This window comes from Paenibacillus sp. AN1007 (genome assembly GCF_040702995.1).
In the GTDB taxonomy this organism is placed as follows: Bacteria; Bacillota; Bacilli; order Paenibacillales; family Paenibacillaceae; genus Paenibacillus.
On the sequence record NZ_CP159992.1, the window covers coordinates 279,578 to 297,209 of the forward strand.

General features: G+C 46.6%; 15 protein-coding genes. All 15 read left to right on the top strand.

Features of this window, described 5'->3' with window-relative positions; all coding sequences use genetic code 11:
* Positions 1-261 precede the first annotated feature (261 nt).
* The 15 genes from ABXS70_RS01155 to ABXS70_RS01225 all read left to right on the top strand — a co-directional run bounded on the left by ABXS70_RS01155 (position 262) and on the right by ABXS70_RS01225 (position 17,493).
* Positions 262-1,608: a GH1 family beta-glucosidase gene (locus ABXS70_RS01155; protein ID WP_342552840.1), complete on the top strand. Its 1,347-nt coding sequence runs from the start codon at positions 262-264 to the stop codon at positions 1,606-1,608.
* 327 nt (positions 1,609-1,935) lie between these two features.
* Positions 1,936-2,199, top strand: coding sequence for a hypothetical protein (locus ABXS70_RS01160; RefSeq protein WP_342552839.1), 264 nt, complete (start codon positions 1,936-1,938; stop codon positions 2,197-2,199).
* 320 nt (positions 2,200-2,519) lie between these two features.
* Positions 2,520-3,488: a ubiquinol oxidase subunit II gene (gene cyoA, locus ABXS70_RS01165; protein WP_342552838.1), complete on the top strand. Its 969-nt coding sequence runs from the start codon at positions 2,520-2,522 to the stop codon at positions 3,486-3,488.
* A gap of 20 nt (positions 3,489-3,508) precedes the next feature.
* Positions 3,509-5,479, top strand: coding sequence for a cbb3-type cytochrome c oxidase subunit I (locus ABXS70_RS01170; RefSeq protein ID WP_342552837.1), 1,971 nt, complete (start codon positions 3,509-3,511; stop codon positions 5,477-5,479).
* Positions 5,480-6,100: a cytochrome o ubiquinol oxidase subunit III gene (gene cyoC / locus ABXS70_RS01175; protein ID WP_342552836.1), complete on the top strand. Its 621-nt coding sequence runs from the start codon at positions 5,480-5,482 to the stop codon at positions 6,098-6,100.
* Positions 6,101-6,430, top strand: coding sequence for a cytochrome o ubiquinol oxidase subunit IV (cyoD, locus tag ABXS70_RS01180; RefSeq protein WP_342552835.1), 330 nt, complete (start codon positions 6,101-6,103; stop codon positions 6,428-6,430).
* Between the two features lie 209 nt (positions 6,431-6,639).
* On the top strand, positions 6,640-7,629 hold the full coding sequence (locus ABXS70_RS01185) for a zinc-dependent alcohol dehydrogenase family protein (RefSeq protein WP_366293347.1): 990 nt from the start codon (positions 6,640-6,642) through the stop codon (positions 7,627-7,629).
* 5 nt (positions 7,630-7,634) lie between these two features.
* Positions 7,635-8,147, top strand: coding sequence for a hypothetical protein (locus ABXS70_RS01190; RefSeq protein ID WP_342552833.1), 513 nt, complete (start codon positions 7,635-7,637; stop codon positions 8,145-8,147).
* Positions 8,148-8,311: 164 nt separating this feature from the next.
* Positions 8,312-9,151 (top strand): 5-dehydro-4-deoxy-D-glucuronate isomerase, encoded by an 840-nt coding sequence (kduI, locus tag ABXS70_RS01195; protein ID WP_342552832.1) that lies wholly within the window; start codon positions 8,312-8,314, stop codon positions 9,149-9,151.
* A 194-nt stretch (positions 9,152-9,345) separates the two neighbouring features.
* The gene (locus tag ABXS70_RS01200; RefSeq protein WP_342552831.1) at positions 9,346-10,104 is read left to right on the top strand and encodes a DeoR/GlpR family DNA-binding transcription regulator; all 759 of its coding nucleotides are present in this window, start codon (positions 9,346-9,348) and stop codon (positions 10,102-10,104) included.
* 81 nt (positions 10,105-10,185) lie between these two features.
* Positions 10,186-10,938: a 2-dehydro-3-deoxy-D-gluconate 5-dehydrogenase KduD gene (gene kduD, locus ABXS70_RS01205; protein ID WP_090924445.1), complete on the top strand. Its 753-nt coding sequence runs from the start codon at positions 10,186-10,188 to the stop codon at positions 10,936-10,938.
* A gap of 40 nt (positions 10,939-10,978) precedes the next feature.
* Positions 10,979-11,824, top strand: a complete 846-nt coding sequence (locus ABXS70_RS01210; RefSeq protein WP_342552830.1) for a sugar phosphate isomerase/epimerase — start codon at positions 10,979-10,981, stop codon at positions 11,822-11,824.
* A 312-nt stretch (positions 11,825-12,136) separates the two neighbouring features.
* Positions 12,137-13,444, top strand: coding sequence for a homocysteine synthase (locus ABXS70_RS01215; protein WP_342552829.1), 1,308 nt, complete (start codon positions 12,137-12,139; stop codon positions 13,442-13,444).
* Between the two features lie 987 nt (positions 13,445-14,431).
* Positions 14,432-16,510, top strand: a complete 2,079-nt coding sequence (locus tag ABXS70_RS01220) for a heavy metal translocating P-type ATPase (RefSeq protein WP_366293353.1) — start codon at positions 14,432-14,434, stop codon at positions 16,508-16,510.
* A 173-nt stretch (positions 16,511-16,683) separates the two neighbouring features.
* Positions 16,684-17,493, top strand: a complete 810-nt coding sequence (locus ABXS70_RS01225; protein ID WP_342552827.1) for an alpha/beta hydrolase — start codon at positions 16,684-16,686, stop codon at positions 17,491-17,493.
* The last annotated feature ends 139 nt before the right edge of the window (positions 17,494-17,632 follow it).

Below are 17,632 nucleotides of genomic sequence, written 5' to 3' on the forward strand. Positions count from 1 at the left end.
TTTTTGTGGAGCTGTGAGAAGGAGCATTGACGACATTTTTGAAATCGAATATAATCCTCTTATTGTAAGCACTCCCATTCCAAAATGGGATATCCCCGCTGGTTGTGATGTTATGACTGCTTAAAGCGAATTGCCTTTTTTATTTACACTTCTTCGAAAACGTTTTAGGAAACTGGTTTCGTAATGAAAATGTACCACCTATATTTTTAGTATGCCGCCGGATCAATGATCCAGGCGCCATTAGAGACGGAGGATTAAGCCATGACCATATTTCAATTCCCTCAGGATTTCCGCTGGGGAACAGCAACTGCATCCTATCAGATTGAAGGGGCTGCGCACGAGGGAGGACGCGGAGTTTCCATCTGGGATACATTTGCACGCACTCCTGGCAAAGTGTTTAATGGCGACAATGGTGATGTCGCTTGCGACAGCTACCACCGTTATGAAGAAGACATTGCACTGATGAAAAAGCTCGGTATCAACACCTATCGTTTCTCCATTGCATGGCCGCGTATTATTCCGGACGGAGATGGCGAAATCAACCGTGAAGGCCTGGATTTCTATCATCGTTTTGTAGATGCTTTGATTGATGCTGGAATTGAACCGTTCCTTACCTTGTATCACTGGGACCTGCCGCAGACACTGGAAGATGACGGGGGTTGGGGAAATCGCAGAACCGTAGATGCTTTTGTCAAATATGCAGAAGTGATCTTCAAAGAGTTCTCAGGCAAAATCAATTTCTGGCTTACCTTTAACGAACCATGGTGTATTGCATTCCTCTCGAATATGCTGGGTATCCATGCACCGGGTAACAAAGATGTGCAGACAGCCATTAACGTGGCTCACGGCCTGCTGGTTGCTCACGGTAAGGCTGTACAATCCTTCCGCCGTATGGGGATTACAGGACAGATCGGTATTGCTCCGAATGTTTGTTGGGCTGAGCCTTACAGTAAATCTCCTGAGGATCAAGCAGCATGTGATCGTTCGATCGCGCTGAACACAGACTGGTTCCTGGATCCAATCTACAAGGGCTCATATCCACAATTTTTGGTGGATTGGTTTGCAGAGGCTGGCGCAACCGTGCCGATTCAGGACGGGGATATGGAAATTATCTCAGAGCCGATCGACCTGTTGGGGATAAATTATTACACGATGGGCATTAACCGTTATAACCCGGAGGCAGGTGTACTTCAGTCTGAAGAGCTGAATATGGGCCTGATCAAAACAGACATCGGCTGGCCGGTGGAATCACGCGGCTTGTATGAATTCATGCATTACTTGCAGAAGTACGGCAACGTGGATGTATATATTACCGAGAACGGTGCCTGCATTAATGATGATCTGGAGAATGGGAAAATTAACGATGATCGCCGCATCTCTTATTATGAGCAGCATTTGGCCCAAATCCATCGGATTATCAATGACGGAATTAACCTGAAAGGTTATATGGCCTGGTCTCTAATGGACAACTTTGAATGGGCCGAGGGATACCGGATGCGCTTTGGTCTGGTGCATGTCGATTATCGTTCGCTTGTAAGAACCCCTAAGGAAAGCTTTTACTGGTATCAGAACGTGATCAAGAACAATTGGCTGGAAATTCGGAACTAATTGGTTTATTGTACGGATTTATGTTTCTTCTATTATATATAGGCGGCTCTGTCGGATATTTCCGATGGGCCGCTTTTTTCTGCTGTCTGAGTAAAAATGAAGTTCATAAACCGTTCATAAGCTTCAGCCTGTAATGGTGTTATGAAACGAGTGTTTTTGGGTTATAAGAAGTAAGAGGATGTGTGAATGCGTTTGTCAATATGTTTCACGGAAATAAAGTGTCCAAAATGAGAAATAAATTTGAACATTTATTGACTAAAATTCATACTAATGTGGTATATTTGTATAAGGAAAGCACTTACAAAAAGGGAAAAGGAAGTGTTTACTATGGCATCGAAGACAGCAATGGTCAGCCAATTAGAGCGTAAAGATAAAAATATGCGTCGCGCAGTCTTGACGATGACAGTTTTGGCATGGATTGCACTGATTACTGGAGTTGTGCTGTGCCTAATTAACTTGAATGATTTTAATGATCGTAATTTGGGATTAATGGTTGGCATTGGTTTTCTTGTAGGGAGCGTATTTATTTACGTCATTGCCAAAGCGATTGGTCTGGTTCATACACGCCGGGAAGACGAAGGCGCGGATTAATTATAATCCTGCGCAATATTGTCCATAATAAGACTGGAATATTCCCCGGAATCCAGTCAATAAAGCCCTTTGCGGATTCGTTGACCTTGTTCAACGGGACTGCAAAGGGTTTTATTTTGTGACCTGGAGTGTAAAGATTACAATGTACAAATATCAACCGATCCAGTGATTTGTGAGAAAAAATTCACACATTTAGGGTGTAAAATCGACAAATTTGTTAACAAGAATAAAAAAGTCGCTCGTTTCTGATATCTTTAGTAGGAAGAGAGTAGTATACTGATTTTTTAGTATGAGCGAATATTTGAGGAGAGGGGATCAAAATGAACAAGAAACCTAGGTCGCTAACTCGGATTATTATTCCGGTTGTCCTGACGTTGGTTACAATTGCCTTGATTGTCTGGCCAATGGTGGCAGGCGGGCAGTACGTTGTTATGGATCCGAAGGGGCCTATCGGCGCATCGCAGAGAGATCTGATTGTTATTACGACACTTCTTTGTGCGATCGTTATCGTTCCTGTGTTGATTTTGTCTGCTGTAATCGTTTGGCGTTACCGCGACAAGCCAGACAACAAAAACGAGTACCAGCCAAACTGGGCTCACAATACGAAGGCGGAAGTTATCTGGTGGACCATTCCGATTATTGTTGTCGGGCTGATTGCCATTATTACAGTTCGCTACACGTATGACCTTGAGCCTTCCAAGCCGCTGGCTCATGAGAAAGCACCAATTACGATTCAGGTATCTTCACTGGATTGGAAATGGTTGTTCCTGTATCCTGAGCAGGGCATTGCAACGGTTAACACGCTGAATATTCCGGCAGACCGGCCTGTGAAATTTGAGCTTACTGCGGATTCACCGATGAACTCATTCTGGATTCCGCAGCTGGGTGGACAAATTTACACGATGTCAGGTATGGCGATGACCTTGTATTTGCAAGCAGACCATGAAGGTAAATACTGGGGCTCGGGAGCTAACTTCACCGGTGAACACTTTGCGCAGATGCGTTTTGATGTAAATGCGACTTCGGATGAAGAGTTCGACCAATGGGTGAGGGAAGTTAAAGACCAATCCCAGCCAATGACACAAGAAACGTATGATGCTCTGGCGAAGCCGGGAACAAGTAATGTTGCTTATTACTCTGCCTTCCCTGAAGGTTTGTTCCAGAACATCGTGACTAAATATGTTGTTGACGGCAAAAGTGCTCACAGCAAGCATGAAAGTTCAAGTTCGAACGAAGCTGCTGGAGACAAATCCTTATCTGTACCGAAAGTAAATACAAGTACGAACTAAAGATTGAAAGGAGGCCCCCAATGTTAGAGAGATTAAAGGAGTTTGCATCGGAGTTTTTTGTAACCGGCGACCCGCTGATCTATGGAGCAGACGTGGCGATCGGGATTACGATTATTGCGATCGTATCGGTGCTGACTTATTTCAAAAAATGGGGCTGGCTCTGGCGTAACTGGTTAACTACTGTCGATCATAAAAAGATCGGTATTATGTATATCATTGCTTCCATTATCATGTTGTTCCGTGGTGGTGTGGATGCATTGATGATGCGTCTGCAGCTGGCTATGCCTAATATGGATTTCTTACATCCAGAACACTATAATCAGGTCTTCACAACACATGGTACGATCATGATCCTGTTCATGGCGATGCCATTTATGTTCGGTTTGTTTAACGTCATTGTGCCGTTACAGATCGGAGCAAGGGACGTGGCATTCCCGTTCCTGAACGCACTGAGCTTCTGGTTATTCTTCCTGGGCGCAATGCTGTTCAACCTGTCCTTCGTCATCGGTGGTTCACCGGATGCTGGATGGCTGAGTTATCCGCCTCTATCGGAGCTGTCACACAGTCCGGGGGTAGGACAGAACTTCTATATATGGGGTATCCAGATATCGGGTATCGGTTCCCTGGCGACCGGTATCAACTTTATGGTTACCATCATTAAAATGCGTGCGCCAGGCATGAAATGGATGAAACTGCCGATGTTTACATGGTCGGTATTCTCCACTTGTATTATTATCTTGTTTGCTTTCCCGATCTTGACCGTGACACTTGCACTGCTTTTCCTCGACAGATTTGCCGGGGCGCACTTCTTCACACTTGATCTGGGCGGCAACCCAATGATGTATATCAACTTGATCTGGATGTGGGGTCACCCTGAGGTATACATTGTCGTCTTGCCGGCATTTGGTGTGTTCTCCGAGATCGTAAGTACGTTCTCTCGTAAAAAACTGTTTGGTTACAAATCGATGGTATTCGCGATGCTGATCATCAGCTTCCTGTCCTTCTTTACATGGGCGCATCACTTCTTCACGATGGGTTCCGGGGCGGACGTCAATGCATTCTTCGCGGTAACTACGATGCTGATTGCGATTCCGACAGGGGTTAAAGTCTTTAACTGGCTGTTCACGATGTATCGAGGCAGGATACGCATGGCTACACCGATGATGTGGACCATTGCCTTTATCCCGTGCTTCATCGTCGGGGGGATGACAGGTGTTATGCTGTCCGTAGCTCCTGCTGACTTCCAGTTCCACAACAGTTACTTCCTGATTGCTCACTTCCACCAAGTGTTGATCGGCGGCGTTGTCTTTGGATACTTCGCAGGTCTGTACTACTGGTGGCCTAAAATGTTTGGTTTCCAACTCGAAGAGAAACTGGGCAAATGGGCATTCTGGACTTGGAATATTGGTTTCTATGTCTGCTTCATGCCGCAGTACGCTGTCGGTCTGATGGGTATGACACGTCGTCTGAGCACATATGGCTGGGATACTGGCTGGTGGGAACTCAACTTCGTATCCACAATCGGGGCATTCCTGATGGGTGTCGGATTCTTGTTCCAAGTTGCACAAATTGCAGACGGTATTCGTAAATACAAAACACTCAAAGCATCTGGCGATCCATGGGATGGTCGTACGCTTGAGTGGTCTATTCCTTCACCAGCTCCGGAATACAACTTCGCTGTTACACCGCGCGGAGATGATGTGGATGAGTGGTGGGAAGAGAAAGAACGTCGTGCGAAAGGTATTCATCCGCCTGAGCCTGTATATGAGCCAATTCATATGCCGAAGAATTCCTCGATTCCGTTCATTATGTCTGTCTTCTGGTTCGTAGCCGGTTTTGGCTTCGTCTTCGGATGGCTGTGGATGGCAATTCTCGGACTTGCTGGCGTAGGTATCTGCATGATCGCTCGTTCCTTCTCTTACGATACGGATTATTATATTCCGGTCGATGAAATTAAACGTACCGAAGCGTCGTTAAGGGGGTCGGTATAGATGGCTCAAGCAGCCGCTAAGCACGGTGAGAATCATGCACACGGTCATGACCATGGCCACCATGATCCACAGGAAATGAAAATTCTCGGATTCTGGTTCTTCCTGATTTCCGACGTTATCCTGTTCTCCGTATTGTTCGCAACCTTCATTGTGCTGCGTGACAATACGGCGGGCGGACCGATTTTGTCTGACTTGATCAAAATGCCTGGTGTAATTGCCGAAACCTTCCTATTGCTCACAAGTTCCTTTACGAGTGGACTTGCGGTTCTGGCAATGAACCAGGGTAAAGTAAAACAATTGATTAACTGGCTTATCATTACAGCTGTTCTGGGTGCAGGCTTCCTTGCACTGGAAATTTATGAATTTGTTGAGATGGTTCACGAAGGATTCAGCTACACAACGAGTGCTGCTTCCGGCGCGTTCTTTACCCTCGTGGGTACTCACGGACTCCACGTATCGCTCGGTCTGATCTGGATGATCGGACTGATGTTCCAACTGAAAAAACGGGGTATTACCGATGTCACTCGCGGTAAAATCAACGTAATCAGCTTGTACTGGCACTTCTTGGACGTCGTATGGATTTTCCTCCTGACGATCGTCTATCTGATGGGGGTGATGTAGATGGCAGAGCACAACGCACATGATTCCCATGGACACGAACAACATGGCTCACTGAAGTCCTATGTCGTCGGTTTCATTCTGTCCATCGTTCTGACCATCATTCCTCTGGTCGTGGTGCTGAACGATATGATGGGCAAAACAGGAACAATGGTTGTTATTCTTGGTACAGCGGCACTTCAGTTTGTGGTTCAACTCTTCTTCTTCATGCATATCCGTGAAACAGAGAAGCCTCGCTGGAATGTGATGGCCCTTATCTTCGGATTGCTGATGATGTTGACCATCGTCATTGGTTCGATCTGGATCATGCTGAACAACGCAGTAGCACATTAATATGTAACATAGAGAACCTTCTCGTCTGTCATTCAGGCGAGAAGGTTCTTTTTTATTTTTTTGTAAGTAGTGGTATGGAAAAAACGATCATATGTGCTGTTATAGGTGGTTGCATAGAATGTTTTTAATGTTACGATGTTTATATAATGGAATGTTGTTCCAGCATACAGCGGGAAAGACTTAAGAGCTTGGTTAGGAGAGAGAGTAGAATGAGAGCAAAGGTCATCCGATATTATCGTTTTGGGGAACCAAATGAAGTACTGCTTGTGGAAGAAAAAGAAATACTACCGCCTGGGGAGGGCGAAGTAAACGTAAGAATGTTGGCCAGACCTATTAATCCATCCGATCTTATTCCTGTTCGAGGAGCCTATTCACATCGCACGCTGCTGCCGGCTGTTCCTGGTTTTGAGGGTGTGGGAGTGGTAGAGGCTGTCGGGAGCGGAGTATCACATCACATGCTGGGGCGTCGTGTTTTACCGTTAAGGGGAGAGAATACGTGGCAGGAAGTAGTGAAGACTTCTGCTAGGCATGCAGTCATCGTGCCTGATGAGATCTGTGACGAAACGGCATCTCAGATTTACATTAATCCCGTAACTGCTTGGCTGATCTGTAACCGTATGCTGCATCTTACGTATGGTAATACATTGATCGTCAATGCCGGCGGCTCTGCAATTGGGCGTGTATTTGCACAATTATCGAAAATTATCGGTTTTCGAATGATCGCGCTTACAAGGAGCGATCGGCACACTGCTGACCTGCTCCGTCTTGGGGCGGATGTCATCGTGAACACAACAAAGGAACAGCTTCAGGAAAGAATCATGACAATAACAGAAGGACGAGGCGCTGATGCAGCCGTGGATTGTATTGGCGGAACGGATGGAGAGCAGCTCGTGAGCTGTCTTGGACAGAGCGGTATGCTTATCAGTATTGGACTGCTTTCAGGAATTACCCCATTGTGGCATGAGTTAACCCGAGGAACACAAGTTCAAGTGAAGCTCTTCTGGCTTAAACACTGGGTGGAACGCTGTTCACAGGAGGAGTGGACGCAGGTATTTAATGAGGTAATGACGCTGATCCGTGCTGGGCAGCTGGTCATGGCAGACACGAGCGAGAACTATGAGTTAACGAATGTGCATCAGGCTGCTGCTGCGGCGGAAGCGGGTTTGAAGGGGAAAATACTTTTGAGGAGCTGGAGGTGATTGAGTTGGCAATTCTGAAAAAAATCATGTGTCTAAGTATGTTATGTATGGTTCTTCTTGTGCTATCTGCTTGCTCGGAAAAAACGGAGAGCAGCCTGGTGACGGGAGATGAGGAGCCGAGTCTTCCGGCGGTTGAAGTTTCTTTGCAGGAGGCGGAAGCCAGGGTTCCTTTCAAAATTAAACAGCCGGTCGTCCCGTTTGAAATCACCGAACAATATACTCGAATTTTAGAAACGAATGGAACATACGAAGCAGTGGAAATGACGTATGCAAACAAGGACGAGGATGCAAACTTAATTCTGCTGATCACCAACTCCAAGGCAGATACCCCTCCAAAAGGGAAAATAGGTCGTAAGTTAACCAACGGTTCACAAACCTGGGACCAAGGGAATGGAGAAATAAGTGCCATCTACTGGAGAGATGAGGGGTTAACTTATGCTCTTGTATCCGGCAAAAATAACAATCTTGAACCGCTGTACGACTACACAACATTATTAGAAATAGCGAATACGATCTAATGATTTTCATTTTTCTTAAAATAAGGGTACACAAAAGATACAAAATGAACTAAAATGAACTTATATGAACTTTAACAAACATTAATGAACACGATTGACTGTCAGAAGGACTCAACAAGGCTCGATCCTAACATTATTCATAAGACGAAAGGGATGGATTACAGATGGAAAACCGTTATGCAGCACACCCGAATGAAGTGAAGACGTATGATACAGCTCGTTTGCGTGAGGAATTCCTTATGGAGCAGTTGTTTGCCAAAGACGAACTGGTGACTGTGTACTCTCATGTGGATCGTTACATTGTGGGAACTGCAGTGACACACAGCAAGGACATCACCCTTGAAGTAAACTTGAAAGATATCGGAACGGACTTTTTCTTGGAGCGCCGTGAAATCGGTATCATTAATGTGGGTGGACAAGGTACTGTAACAGCGGACGGAGAAGTGTACGAAATTGGAGCGAAAGAATGTCTTTATATCGGTAAAGGGGTCAAGGAAGTTGTATTCAAGAGTAATGGCACCGAGCAAGCGGCTCAGTTCTATTTCGTTTCTACACCAGCTCACCATACCTATCCGACAGTAAAAGCAACCCAAGAGCAAGCACAGCCGAACCATCTCGGCAGCATCGAAAGCTCGAACGAACGTACCATTTATCGTTACATTCACCAGGGTGAAGGCGGAATCAAGAGCTGCCAGCTCGTGATGGGTATCACGGAATTGAACAAAGGAAACATGTGGAACACGATGCCTGCACATACGCATAACCGTCGTTCTGAAGTATACCTGTACTGGAATCTGCCTGAAGATGGCGTTGTATTCCACATGATGGGTGAACCGAACGAAACACGCCATCTCGTTGTACGTGATCGTCAAGCGATCATCTCTCCAAGCTGGTCTATTCACAGCGGTGTGGGTACGAGCAATTATACATTCTGCTGGGCCATGGCTGGGGAAAATCAGACGTTTGAAGACATGGACGGCGTAGCGATGAAAGATCTGAAATAAACAATAATCCAAGAATCAATACATGAATAAATACAAATAAATGATTGAATGAAGCAATGAACCATGTACAATGAATCTACCAATGAAGTAACCGATGAATGTTCGAATTTAAGCCGTCTGATGTGGAAGTGAATGGGAATGTGTCATTCAAACACGATATTCATTTTTGCATTCAGAAATAGGAAGTTGATTAGATGAATCCATTGAAACGACATGAAAAAATAATGGAGGCTCTGCTGGAGCGCCAGGAAGTCACCGTCAGCGATTTGAGCGAACTGCTGCAGGTGACAGGCAAAACGGTACGAGAGGATCTCGACAAGCTGGAGACTATGGGACTGCTTGTACGTGTACATGGCGGGGCCATGCTTGCTCAGAACGACCAGTATGGCATTTTGAACAGCAGGGGAGTGCTGGAGAAGCGCCAGTCCGAGAAAACCGAGATTGCGGAGCGGGCGCTTGCTTACATCAAACCGGGTGATATTGTCGCTCTGGATGGTGGAAGCACAACGCTGGAGATGGCGAAACGATTGGAGAATCAGCCGTTGACAGTGATTACGAGTGATTTGTATATCATTGCAGAGCTGACGAAAAAGGAACAGGTACGGCTGGTCGTTCCCGGTGGAGCGCGTGTGCGTAATATGTTGGTGGGTGAGGATACAGCGGCGTTTATCTCCGGTCTGAATATTCACAAAGCCTTTATTTCAACCACGGCGCTTCATCCCGAATTTGGATTGTCCATCTATACAGGGGATTTAGTTCCCTTGAAAAAAGCGATGATTGCTGCCGCACAGCAGGTATTTGGTGTGGTGGATCATTACAAATTCGGGCAGTTTGCTCTCCGTACTTTCGCGCAGTGTTCTGAACTGGATTATATTATCAGTGACCGACATCTGGAAGAAGAGACAGCGGATCTATACAGGCAGCTTGGTGTCAATGTGGATTACCATAGTTAACTTCATATCCTTTTTACGTAATGAAATAACGAATGATTAATGTTGTTGTTTGCATATCAAAGACATGCGGAGGAATTGTTCATGAACCCATTTGATTTAAGCGGACAAGTTGCCATGGTGACAGGTACTTCGGGAGGACTCGGGCAGGGAATGGCTGTTGGCCTTGCGGAAGCTGGGGCTGATGTGGTGCTGGTGTCATACTCCAAACCGGCAGAGACAGCAAGTGCTATTGAAGCGCTGGGACGCAAAGCGTATATCATTGAAGCTGACCTGAGCAAGGAAGAGGAGCTTTCAGCTGTATTTGAAAAAGCGCTCGCTTTCCAGGGCAGAATTGATATTCTCGTCAACAATGCCGGCATTATTCGCCGCACTCCGGCAGCAGATCACGCGCATCAGGACTGGCATGATGTTATTGCGCTGAACCTGAACAGTGTATTTTTCCTGAGTCAGCTGGCAGGCAGACATATGATTGAACGTGGAAGCGGCAAAATCATTAATATCGCATCGATGCTTTCCTATCAGGGCGGCATTAATGTACCGGGATATACAGCTAGTAAACATGGCGTTGCCGGGTTGACGAAGGCGCTCGCCAATGAATGGGCTGGCAAGGGTATTCAGATTAACGGAATTGCCCCAGGTTATATGGAAACCGATAATACAACGCAAATTCGTGCGGACGAGAATCGTTACCGCGATATTACGGCACGTATTCCTGCAGGGCGTTGGGGAACTCCTGAGGATTTGAAAGGTCCGGTTGTGTTCTTGGCTTCTGCCGCATCGGATTACTTGAATGGTCACGTACTGAATGTGGATGGCGGATGGATGGCACGTTAATCGGGCTTTCGAGATTCGCTCTGCAGAAGGAGGCAGTGAGATGAAACTTGGCATTCTGGCCCATACGTTTGGTAAACGGCCTACAGCTGAACTGGCACAGACGATTGCGGATAATGGATTCAACTCCGTGCAGCTGGCTCTTGCCAAAGCGTTGTCGGATATGGATTCAGCGAATGGCAAATTGAGCCCTGGATTCGCTAATGAGGTAGGAGAACAATTTGCCAGCCGCGGAGTGAAAATTGCTGTTCTGGGCTGTTATATCAATCCGATTGATCCTGATCCTGTGAGCCGTCGCGCAGACATTAACCGGTTCAAGGAACATTTGCGATATGCCCGGGATTTCGGGTGCAGTATGGTGGCAACAGAAACAGGAGAACGAACGACTTATCGGGATACTCATCCAGACACGTATGATGAAAAGTCATGGAGTGTTCTGAAGGACACGCTGGAGGAAATCACGGAGGAAGCCGAGAAATGGGGCGTACATGCCGCCATTGAACCTGTAGCGACACATACGCTTCATACGCATGAACATATGACCCGTTTGTTTGAAGAGATTCCATCATCTAATCTGGGTATGCTGTTTGATCCGTGCAATCTTATTAAACAGCATCATACAGCAGATCAAGGAGCTTTTCTGCGCGAAGTCATGGAGAAGCTGTATGAGAAGATTATCGTGATTCATGCAAAGGATGTAGCTTTCAATGTACAGGGGGAGAAGTATAATCCTGTTCCTGGTGCGGGAATTCTGGATTATCCGTTGTTCTTCGAATTGCTCAAGACGTATAAACCACACATTGATATCTCGCTGGAAGGTGTGAATGCAGAAGAGGCTGTTCCTGCTGCCAAGCATCTGCGTGAGGTGTGGAATGCTGTAAGGGTGTGAAGAGTTGAGAAGCTCGTCTGCTCATGAAGCTCACACTTATGATTTTGAGTTATATATTGCAAGTTAAATGATTGAAGTTGATTGAAAGAATCGAAAAACCTTTGCTGCGGCGAAGGTTTTTTTGCTGCAGGCGATGTGAGATTTACATATTTATATTTCTTATCGGAAAAATCGGAAATAAACTCTTTTCAAAACCGACATCTTGTGAGAGAATATGGAAAACATAAGCTGTCATGAACAGATATCAGTAAAGCAGGAATTGAGAATCAACACACACACAAGAATGTATATATCAAGGGAGGATTCAGAATTATGTCAAACGAACGTGAGCTTTCATTTGAAACATTAGCTATTCATGCAGGTCAAGAGATTGACCCTACAACTCAATCTAGAGCTGTACCCCTGTACCAGACCACATCTTATGGATTCCGCGATACGGAGCATGCCGCTAATCTGTTTGGTTTGAAAGAGTTTGGCAACATCTACACACGTCTGATGAATCCGACAACGGATGTATTTGAGCAGCGGATTGCGGCGCTGGAAGGTGGAGCAGGCGCATTGGCTACAGCTTCGGGTCAGGCTGCTATTACGTTCTCTTTGCTAAACATTGCTGGTGCTGGAGATGAGATCGTGTCCTCGGCGAGCCTGTACGGTGGTACGTATAACCTGTTCTCTACAACACTGCCGAAACTGGGTCTTGATGTGAAGTTCGTAGATTCCAGTGATCCAGAGAATTTCCGTGCGGCAATTACGGAGAAAACAAAAGCGTTGTACGCTGAAACGATTGGTAACCCGAAAGGTAACGTACTTGATATTGAAGCCGTGGCAGCGATTGCTCATGAGCACGGAATTCCATTGATCGTGGATAACACATTCCCAAGTCCGTATCTGCTTCGTCCAATTGAGCATGGAGCGGACATTGTCGTTCACTCTGCGACGAAGTTTATTGGCGGACATGGTACGTCCATCGGCGGTGTAATTGTAGACAGTGGTAAATTCGACTGGAAAGCAAGTGGCAAATTCCCGGGATTGACTGAGCCAGACCCAAGTTACCATGGGGTTGTGTATACAGAAGCGGTTGGCCCGATTGCTTATATTATTAAAGCACGTGTACAGCTGCTGCGTGACCTCGGTGCATCCATCTCCCCATTTAACTCATGGTTGTTAGTACAAGGTTTGGAGACACTGCATCTTCGTGTGGAACGTCACAGCAGCAACGCTCTGGCCGTAGCGGAATATTTGGAGAAACATGAAGATGTTCTTTGGGTGAGCTATGCAGGTCTGCCAAGTCACCCATCTTATGAGCTTGCACAGAAATATCTGCCAAGAGGGCAGGGGGCAATCTTAACGTTTGGAATTAAAGGCGGCGTAGAAGCAGGACGTAAACTGATCGAAAATGTAAAACTGTTCTCTCACCTCGCCAACGTGGGCGACTCCAAGTCATTGATCATTCATCCGGCAAGCACCACGCATGCCCAACTGACGGCCGAAGAGCAGACCGCAGCTGGCGTAAATCCGGAGTTGATCCGTCTGTCCATCGGTACAGAGAACATTCAAGATATCATCTATGATCTGGAGCAGGCGATTAAAGCGAGCCAGGGTGCAGGCGTAGGGGCTTAACGCGTAAGATAAATTAAAAGGTTAAAGAATAGTCAATGTACAGCATAAGGTCAGAGCCGTGTTCAGCGGACTTTGGCCTTTTTTGCGGGCCATTTTCGGTAGATGTCTGGCGAATTGCGTGTCTTGGTGAAACTTCACCAAGCGGAATGAGAGGATAAGAGTGTAGAGCGCTGTGTTTACTTTTGATATGCTTAATGTACTATAGTTCCCCTAGGAAGGAGGCGGACAGGATTACATTGCGTATAGGTTATGCTGTTCCCATTCTAATCTTAGCAGCTGCTGATATTGGCCTGTTGATCTTCATTATAAGCAGCTTTCAAGGTTTATCTGAGACAGGAAGGGCAAGTTTGCTGCTGCTTGTATTTGCTTTGCTGACTGCATTAACAATTATATCTATTGTTCGGTATATTTCATGGATTAGGGACAAAAGAATTTGATGTTTTTATGCAGGGCATGATCAGACAGGATAGGTGATTATATTTCTTTCTTGTGACTTTTGGCTGCTGTTAACGGGTTTGATTCCCTATTCAAGTTACTATTCAAGTCGCTGCTGGCGGCTTTTTTAGTATCTACGTTTGATGTTAAGTCTGGAGTTTTATTTGGGATATCCATTTACAAATCCACGACACAGGCATATAATAAAACAAAAGTTGCATTGAGTAAAAATAATTGCATAAGCACAAAAATGATTATCATTCTCACTGAATAATTGATTCATTGAGGATGCGAAATCATCTCTAAACCATGCTGCTGCGGGATTTCCGCAGCAGCATGTGCCATTTTTAGGGCAGTAACAATGGCTCTCATTCTCAATACAACTTAGGTTAAGACAGTCAGATGAGAAGCGGAAACCAGCAGCAGTCGAAATGTTCGATTCAGCGAAGTCCAACGAATAAGCAGAAACCAAAGCCAAAGCAAAACCAAAAGCGAAAGACAAAATGCAGTGTCGTTACGCTCAAAAACCCATACGGAAGGAACGTGATTTATATGCAAGCGATACACCAGCCTTTACAAGGAAAACAGCAAGCCAAGCAGCAATCGACCCATACTCCTGGTCCTAACCGGGGCAAGAAGCCGGACTTCCGAGTCATGCTGCAGAACAAGGAGATGCAGGCGGCTTTAGGCAGCGGTCTTATGATGCTGATTGCATGGGGGATTGCTCCTTACTTTGGGACAATGTCTGTCATACTTTACATTGCAGCTTATGTTATCGGGGGCTGGACCAAGGCGAAGGAAGGCATTGGAACGCTGGTCAAAGACCGCGACCTGGACGTTAACCTGCTGATGATTGCCGCATCACTCGGAGCAGCGGCTATCGGGTACTGGAATGAAGGAGCAATGTTGATCTTTATTTTTGCCCTCAGCGGAGCCTTGGAGAGTTATGCGACGGAGCGCAGTCACAAAGATATTTCATCCCTCCTGGCACTTAAACCCGAGACGGCACTGCGGATTGAAGATGGACAGATGAATGTGGTAGCTATTGAGGATTTGAAGCCAGGGGATCTGCTGCTGGTGAAGCCGGGAGAGCTGATTCCAGCGGATGGGGTGGTTTACCGGGGAAGCTCTTTTATCAACCAGTCGTCTATTACAGGAGAATCCATGCCGGTGGATAAGAACATAGGTGACGAAGTTTATGCAGGTACGGTGAATGGCGAAGGGGCAGTATATGTCGAGGTCACCAAGTCAGCTGAAGGTTCGCTGTTCGGCAAGATTATTAAAATGGTGGAAGAAGCACAGGCTGAGGTGCCGGACTCGCAGCGTTTTATGGAACGCTTTGAAGGTATTTATGCTCGCATCGTTGTAGGAGTTACGATTCTGGTTATTGTAGGAACACCGTTGATCTTGGGATGGACGTGGAATGAAGCTTTCTACAAAGCAATGGTTTTTCTTGTGGTGGCTTCACCATGTGCGCTTGTTTCATCGATCATGCCTGTAATGCTGTCCGCAATGTCGAGCAGCGCCCGCCGCGGCATTTTGTTCAAGGGTGGGGCGCATATGGAGAATATTGCTCATACCAAGGTGGTTGCTTTTGACAAAACAGGTACGCTCACGATGGGAACACCCCAAGTAACAGATATTCTGACTGCACCGGGCATAAGTAGGGAGCAGCTGTTATCTGCGGCAGCGTCCATTGAAAATCTCTCGATGCACCCTCTTGCCCGTGCTGTTGTTGAACAGGCCAATAAGGAAAATCTGCCTTTGCAGGAAGCAGAGCATGTGCAGTCCATTACTGGACACGGCATTGAAGGAACGTTGAACGGCATCGTATGGAATATTGGAAGGCTGGATGGAACAGTGTGGGCACAAGATACACGAGAGATGCAGATGGAAGAGAGGAGAGCCGCGAAAACCCTGGGGCTAATGCCGAACGGAGAATCGAAGGATAGTAATTCCCTGGAACCCACAGCCGATGAAGTTGAAAGATCCGTAAACCGTGCTCCAGAGTGGGGAGAGGTATGTGCTGCGCTGGAGCAGGAAGGGAAAACGATATCCGTTGTAACCGTGAATGGTGAGTTTGCAGGTTTGATTGCGATGCGGGACAGGATTCGCCCACAGGCAGCAGCTGCTGTACAGAAGCTGAAGAGCATGGGGGTCGAAGCTGCGATGTTAACCGGTGACCGTGCCCGTTCCGCCTCGGTGATTGCTGGCGAAACGGGAGTTAGTCTGGTTTATGCAGATCTGCTGCCTGAAGACAAGGTGAAACAGGTACAATCGCTTCGCGAGCAGTACGGCCATGTGCTGATGGTTGGTGACGGGGTCAATGATGCCCCAGCACTTGCGGCAGCAACCGTGGGTATGGGGATGGGCTTATCAGGAAGCGGGACGGCCATTGAGGTAGCCGATGCAGTGCTTATGAATGATAACATTGAAGAGATTGCGTGGGTGATTGGGCAGGCTCGACGGGCAGAGCGCACGGTGAAGCATAATATGTGGTTTGCCATTACAGTTATTCTGGCATTGATTGCAGGAAACTTCCTGCAGGATGTCGCCCTTCCGCTTGGCGTGGTTGGTCATGAAGGAAGTACCATTCTGGTTATTTTGAATGGACTTCGGCTGCTGCGTTAAAGTTAATCTGTCATCAAGCTTAACGTGATAGCTTTATAAAACAACTTGCAGCGCCCGGCAGCTCCCGTTTGAACCTGTGGTCAGAGGGTAATAGTCGTAGAGACGATACAGCGTATCTCGCTAATGATAGTTACTCTGATAATAACTTTGAATAATAAGGGAGCTGTGAAAAAATGGGCCGTTACGTACAAGTTGAACCGAGTGTAAAAGTATATGTTGAAGATATTGGTGAAGGGACTCCGGTGCTGTTTTTGCACGGCTGGCCTGTCAATTATAAAATGTTTGAATACCAGTTGAATGTGCTGCCGAATCACGGGATTCGTTCAATTGCGATGGATTTCAGAGGTTATGGCTTATCGGATAAGCCGTCAACCGGTTACGACTATGATCGCATGGCAGACGATGTTCGTGCGGTCATAGATGATCTGGGGCTGACGGATGCGGTGCTGGCCGGGTTCTCTATGGGTGGTGCCATTGCTGCACATTATATGGCGCGGCATCAGGGGCACGGGGTATCCAAGCTGGCGCTGCTGTCGGCAGCGGCACCTGTATTTACCCAGCGTGAAGGTTATCCGTATGGTTTGACGCCGGATGAACTGAACGAGAAGATTATTGAGCCGATTTTCACGGACCGTCCAAAGCTGCTGGATACGTTTGGCGGGATGTTTTTTGCGAAGGAGCACAGCCAGCCTTTCATGCAGTGGTTCCATGCACTCGGCATGGAAGCTTCTTCTTATGGTACGATCAGCAGTGCCATGGCGCTGCGGGATGAGGATTTGCGCGGGGAGCTGGGAACGATCCAGGTGCCTACAGCCATTTTCCACGGTAAAAAGGATGAAATCTGTCCGTTCGAATTCGCGGAGGAGATGCAGAAAGCGATCCCTTCGGCTGAAATGGTTGTTTTTGAAGAGAGTGGACACGGTGCATTTTACGATGAGTTGAACAAATATAATGCCGAACTGATTCGCTTTATCCAATCTTGATCTTGATGTTGTAGATGTTGATGTACTAGTTAAAAAGAATAAACGGAACGCCCTACCGAGGATATAAGCAATTTCAGTAATTTCATGGAATCTTCATTTGTGGCAAAATAAAGAACCCGACTTCAGCGTGCAGCTGTTG

Excerpts from the sequence above, each read along its gene's own strand:
- ABXS70_RS01155 (WP_342552840.1), top strand. The coding sequence starts at position 262 with ATGACCATATTTCAATTCCCTCAGGATTTCCGCTGGGGAACAGCAACT.
- ABXS70_RS01160 (WP_342552839.1), top strand. The coding sequence starts at position 1,936 with ATGGCATCGAAGACAGCAATGGTCAGCCAATTAGAGCGTAAAGATAAA.
- cyoA (WP_342552838.1), top strand. The coding sequence starts at position 2,520 with ATGAACAAGAAACCTAGGTCGCTAACTCGGATTATTATTCCGGTTGTC.
- ABXS70_RS01170 (WP_342552837.1), top strand. The coding sequence starts at position 3,509 with ATGTTAGAGAGATTAAAGGAGTTTGCATCGGAGTTTTTTGTAACCGGC.
- cyoC (WP_342552836.1), top strand. The coding sequence starts at position 5,480 with ATGGCTCAAGCAGCCGCTAAGCACGGTGAGAATCATGCACACGGTCAT.
- cyoD (WP_342552835.1), top strand. The coding sequence starts at position 6,101 with ATGGCAGAGCACAACGCACATGATTCCCATGGACACGAACAACATGGC.
- ABXS70_RS01185 (WP_366293347.1), top strand. The coding sequence starts at position 6,640 with ATGAGAGCAAAGGTCATCCGATATTATCGTTTTGGGGAACCAAATGAA.
- kduI (WP_342552832.1), top strand. The coding sequence starts at position 8,312 with ATGGAAAACCGTTATGCAGCACACCCGAATGAAGTGAAGACGTATGAT.
- ABXS70_RS01200 (WP_342552831.1), top strand. The coding sequence starts at position 9,346 with ATGAATCCATTGAAACGACATGAAAAAATAATGGAGGCTCTGCTGGAG.
- kduD (WP_090924445.1), top strand. The coding sequence starts at position 10,186 with ATGAACCCATTTGATTTAAGCGGACAAGTTGCCATGGTGACAGGTACT.
- ABXS70_RS01210 (WP_342552830.1), top strand. The coding sequence starts at position 10,979 with ATGAAACTTGGCATTCTGGCCCATACGTTTGGTAAACGGCCTACAGCT.
- ABXS70_RS01215 (WP_342552829.1), top strand. The coding sequence starts at position 12,137 with ATGTCAAACGAACGTGAGCTTTCATTTGAAACATTAGCTATTCATGCA.
- ABXS70_RS01220 (WP_366293353.1), top strand. The coding sequence starts at position 14,432 with ATGCAAGCGATACACCAGCCTTTACAAGGAAAACAGCAAGCCAAGCAG.
- ABXS70_RS01225 (WP_342552827.1), top strand. The coding sequence starts at position 16,684 with ATGGGCCGTTACGTACAAGTTGAACCGAGTGTAAAAGTATATGTTGAA.